5 protein-coding genes and 1 pseudogene are annotated in these 3,130 nt (G+C 64.2%); 1 reads left to right on the top strand and 5 read right to left on the bottom strand.

The window, feature by feature from the left end; all coding sequences use genetic code 11:
- Positions 1–115: DUF736 family protein (locus tag QN219_RS33600; protein WP_221165095.1), on the top strand; the 115-nt coding region annotated here is incomplete at its 5' end.
- 134 nt (positions 116–249) lie between these two features.
- On the opposite strand, the pseudogene QN219_RS33595 reads toward QN219_RS33600, so the two are convergent.
- The 5 genes and pseudogenes from QN219_RS33595 to phnK form a co-directional block, all read right to left on the bottom strand.
- A pseudogene (locus QN219_RS33595) lies at positions 250–407 on the bottom strand (DUF736 family protein); the annotation flags it as partial.
- 127 nt (positions 408–534) lie between these two features.
- Positions 535–1,098, bottom strand: a complete 564-nt coding sequence (gene phnN / locus QN219_RS33590) for a phosphonate metabolism protein/1,5-bisphosphokinase (PRPP-forming) PhnN (protein ID WP_284004731.1) — start codon at positions 1,096–1,098, stop codon at positions 535–537.
- A 7-nt stretch (positions 1,099–1,105) separates the two neighbouring features.
- The gene (locus tag QN219_RS33585; protein WP_284004730.1) at positions 1,106–1,825 is read right to left on the bottom strand and encodes a DUF1045 domain-containing protein; all 720 of its coding nucleotides are present in this window, start codon (positions 1,823–1,825) and stop codon (positions 1,106–1,108) included.
- Positions 1,825–2,559 carry a phosphonate C-P lyase system protein PhnL gene (gene phnL / locus QN219_RS33580; RefSeq protein WP_284004729.1) on the bottom strand — a complete coding sequence of 245 codons (735 nt, stop codon included), beginning with the start codon at positions 2,557–2,559 and terminating at the stop codon, positions 1,825–1,827. The genes QN219_RS33585 and phnL overlap by 1 nt, the downstream gene beginning before the upstream one ends.
- A 17-nt stretch (positions 2,560–2,576) precedes the next feature.
- A partial coding sequence (phnK, locus tag QN219_RS33575) for a phosphonate C-P lyase system protein PhnK (RefSeq protein ID WP_284004728.1) occupies positions 2,577–3,130 on the bottom strand: 554 nt, incomplete at its 5' end.

Genomic DNA, 3,130 nt, shown 5'->3' with positions numbered 1-3,130 from the left:
AACGGGCGCCGAATATCTCTCGCTCAAGCTCGACGATCCCTCCTTCACGGCGCCGGTCTACGCCTCTCTCGTTCAGGGTGACAAGGGCGAGCACAAGCTCATCTGGTCCCGCTGACCAGCCCAACGGGCGCTCCGCTCACAGCGGGGCGCCCCTTCCACTCCCTCGGAATTATGCGGAGCAGAACCAGCCGCAACTGCCGACAAATCCGGCCTTCAGCAGCTAGCACTCCGCAAAATCCCGCTCTCTGCATAATCGCAAGCTGATGCGAACACGCGGTAGTCCGGGCCGTTCTCGGTGTCGCTTTCGGCGGGCACGAACTTCACGGACTTGACGTTGAGGGTGAGAGTCTTGACCGAACCCGACATTCGCCGGTTTCCGAGGGGGTGAAGGTGCCGATAGTAGCCATGATAGGATGTCCCTTTTGCTGATCGGATCGCGCCTACACGCGGCGGCTGCTGCTCTCCGGCGCCTCATGGGGACACCGCAAGGATCCTGCGACACAATGGCTAGCCGCAACGCAGCACAGGCGCGCCCTACCTCGCCTTGCCCGCTCGCGCGATGAGCACCGCCATAAGGCGCTCGCCAGCAATCTCCGGCGAGCCCGAATTGTCGATATGCAGCACATCGTCACCGTCGACCCTTTGCTGCTCGCTTCGGATCAGACGCTCTCTGATGCTCTCCAGACTTTCGCGTCCGCGTTCGACCAGGCGCTTCGCCAATACATCCATTGGGGCGCTGACGTTGACAACAAGCAGTTGCGGGTAGCGCTGTCGCGCTTCGGACAACATCGCACGGGAGCCGTTGGCGACGACGACATCGCCAGGCTTCAGCCACGCGTTGATCTCCGAAGAAATGCCGTAGGAAAGACCATGCGCTTGCCAATGCAGCGCAAAGGCGCCTTCGCGAACCCGCCGCTGGAACTCGTCATCGTCAACCGGTTCATGGTCCTCTCCGACCGCAGCCGGCCGGCTGATCACACGGCGGACGAAATGCACGCGCCGATCGGATCGAAGCCGAGCCCGTGCGTAGTCGATCAACGTGTCCTTTCCTGCACCGCTTGGTCCGACGACGAGAATGAGTGTTCCTTGGTGCGACATGGCGGCTTCAGATCGCCGCCTTGAGCAGCGCTTCGCAGTTCAGCGCATGCTGCGAGCGGACCATAAAGTCGCCGCCATCATGCTCCTGCACGAACAGCGACAGGGTATCGATGCGATAATCCACAGACAAATAGGGTTGGAACACCGTTTCCAGGCGCTCTCTCGTTTGTGCGCGGTCGTCCTCGGGCACGCGGCCGGTCAGCGTCATATGAAACCGGAACCGGTCGAGCACGTAAGGGTATCCCCATTGCACGAGATGGGCGGTCTCAACCGCATCGAGCGGCGCCTGCAGCCGCCGTTGGAGTTCCGGCGTGTTCATCGGCGCCCGAAATCGATCGAACTCTTCGACGATCTGCGCAGCAAAGCCGCGCAAGGCCGCCGGGACGGGACTGGCGGGAACGAGCGCGAAGAAGCCGCCGATGAGATCGATCTTCAACGGCCCGATCGGGCAAGGAGATCGCCATGCAGCAAAGGTGCCGAGCGCCTTTTCCAGCTCCTCGACCGAAGTGCCGTCTCTCAACCGGAACGGTGCCTTCAGCGTGGCGTGAAAGCCGTGGCGGTGCGGCGCCGATGTTAGATGAACGTCCGCTTCGGGTCGGCGGTGGTCGGCAGCATCCCCCCTGCCGAATGCATCGCGGCCTAACCATGCACTCGCCGCCACCGTCAGCGGATGGTCCGGAGCCGGCGTGTAATAGATGGCGTAGCGGGGATTGGATGGGGCCGGCATCAGGCGCAGGCCTTCGCCATGGCGGCCGCCGGCACAGCCATCGCGGTCGGTTGGCTGCCGACCTCGAACAGGCTGTCGGCAACGGCCTCGCGCACTTCCTCATCGTGGAAGATGCCGACGATCGCCGCGCCGCGGCCCTTCGCCTCGTTGATCAGCTCGACGACGGTCGCACGGTTGGCGGCATCGAGCGAGGCGGTCGGTTCGTCGAGCAGCAGGATCGGATAATCGACGATGAAGCCGCGGGCGATGTTGACGCGCTGCTGCTCGCCGCCGGAAAAGGTGGCGGGGGCCAGAGACCAGAGACGTTCGGGGATGCGAAGGCGAGTGAGCAGGGTCTTGGCGCGCGCCCTGGCCTCCTCGGCCGGCATGCCGTTGGCAATCGCCGGCTCGGCGACGACGTCGAGGGCGCCGACGCGCGGGATGACGCGCAGGAACTGGCTGACATAGCCGATCGTCGTGCGGCGGATCTCCACCACCTCCCAGGGCTCGGCGGCAAGCAGGTCGAGAGACTCGCCATGGTGCTCGACGAGGATCTGGCCCTCATCCGGCTTGTAGTTGGCATAGAGCGAGCGCAGCAGCGTCGACTTGCCGGCGCCGGACGGTCCGTGCAGGCAGACGCATTCGCCGGACTTCACTACAAGGTCGATATTGTCGAAGACCGGCAGGACGATGCCGCCCTGGGTGTGGAGCGTGAAGGTCTTGGTCAGACCCTTGGCGTGTAAACGAATGGTCATGGGATATCCTTTTCGTCTCAAACCTGTAGGACGGAGGAGACGAGCAGTTGCGTATAGGGATGATGGGGATCGTCGAGCACCTGGTCAGTCAGGCCCTGCTCGATGACGCGGCCGCGCTGCATGACCATCAACCGGTCGGCGAGCAGACGCACGACGGCCAGGTCATGGGTGACGATGATCGCGGCGATGCCGAGCTCGCGGACAAGCCCGCGCAACAGGTCGAGCAGGCGCGCCTGGACCGAGACGTCGAGGCCGCCGGTCGGTTCGTCCATGAAGACGAGCCGGGGACGGGTGACGAGATTGCGGGCGATCTGCAGCCGCTGCTGCATGCCGCCGGAGAAGGTGCGAGGCTTGTCGTCGGTTCGGGCCAGATCGATCTCGACTTTTTTGAGCCAGTCCTGTGCTTCCGAGCGAATGTCGCCGTAGTGGCGGGCGCCGAGCGCCATCGGCCGCTCGCCGATATTGCCGCCGGCCGACACATCGAGCCGCAACCCGTCGCGCGGATTTTGATGGACAATCCCCCAGTCGGTTCGGGCAAGGCGTCGTCGCTCGGGTTCGGAGAGCGTGAGAA

This window comes from Sinorhizobium sp. 8-89, from assembly GCF_030124325.1.
Classification (GTDB): Bacteria; Pseudomonadota; Alphaproteobacteria; order Rhizobiales; family Rhizobiaceae; genus Sinorhizobium.
The sequence above is the reverse complement of the archived record's forward strand: the minus strand, read 5'-3'. Positions and strand labels throughout refer to the sequence as shown.

Coding starts and splice junctions, on each gene's coding strand:
- phnN (WP_284004731.1), bottom strand. CDS start 1,098: ATGTCGCACCAAGGAACACTCATTCTCGTCGTCGGACCAAGCGGTGCA.
- QN219_RS33585 (WP_284004730.1), bottom strand. CDS start 1,825: ATGCCGGCCCCATCCAATCCCCGCTACGCCATCTATTACACGCCGGCT.
- phnL (WP_284004729.1), bottom strand. CDS start 2,559: ATGACCATTCGTTTACACGCCAAGGGTCTGACCAAGACCTTCACGCTC.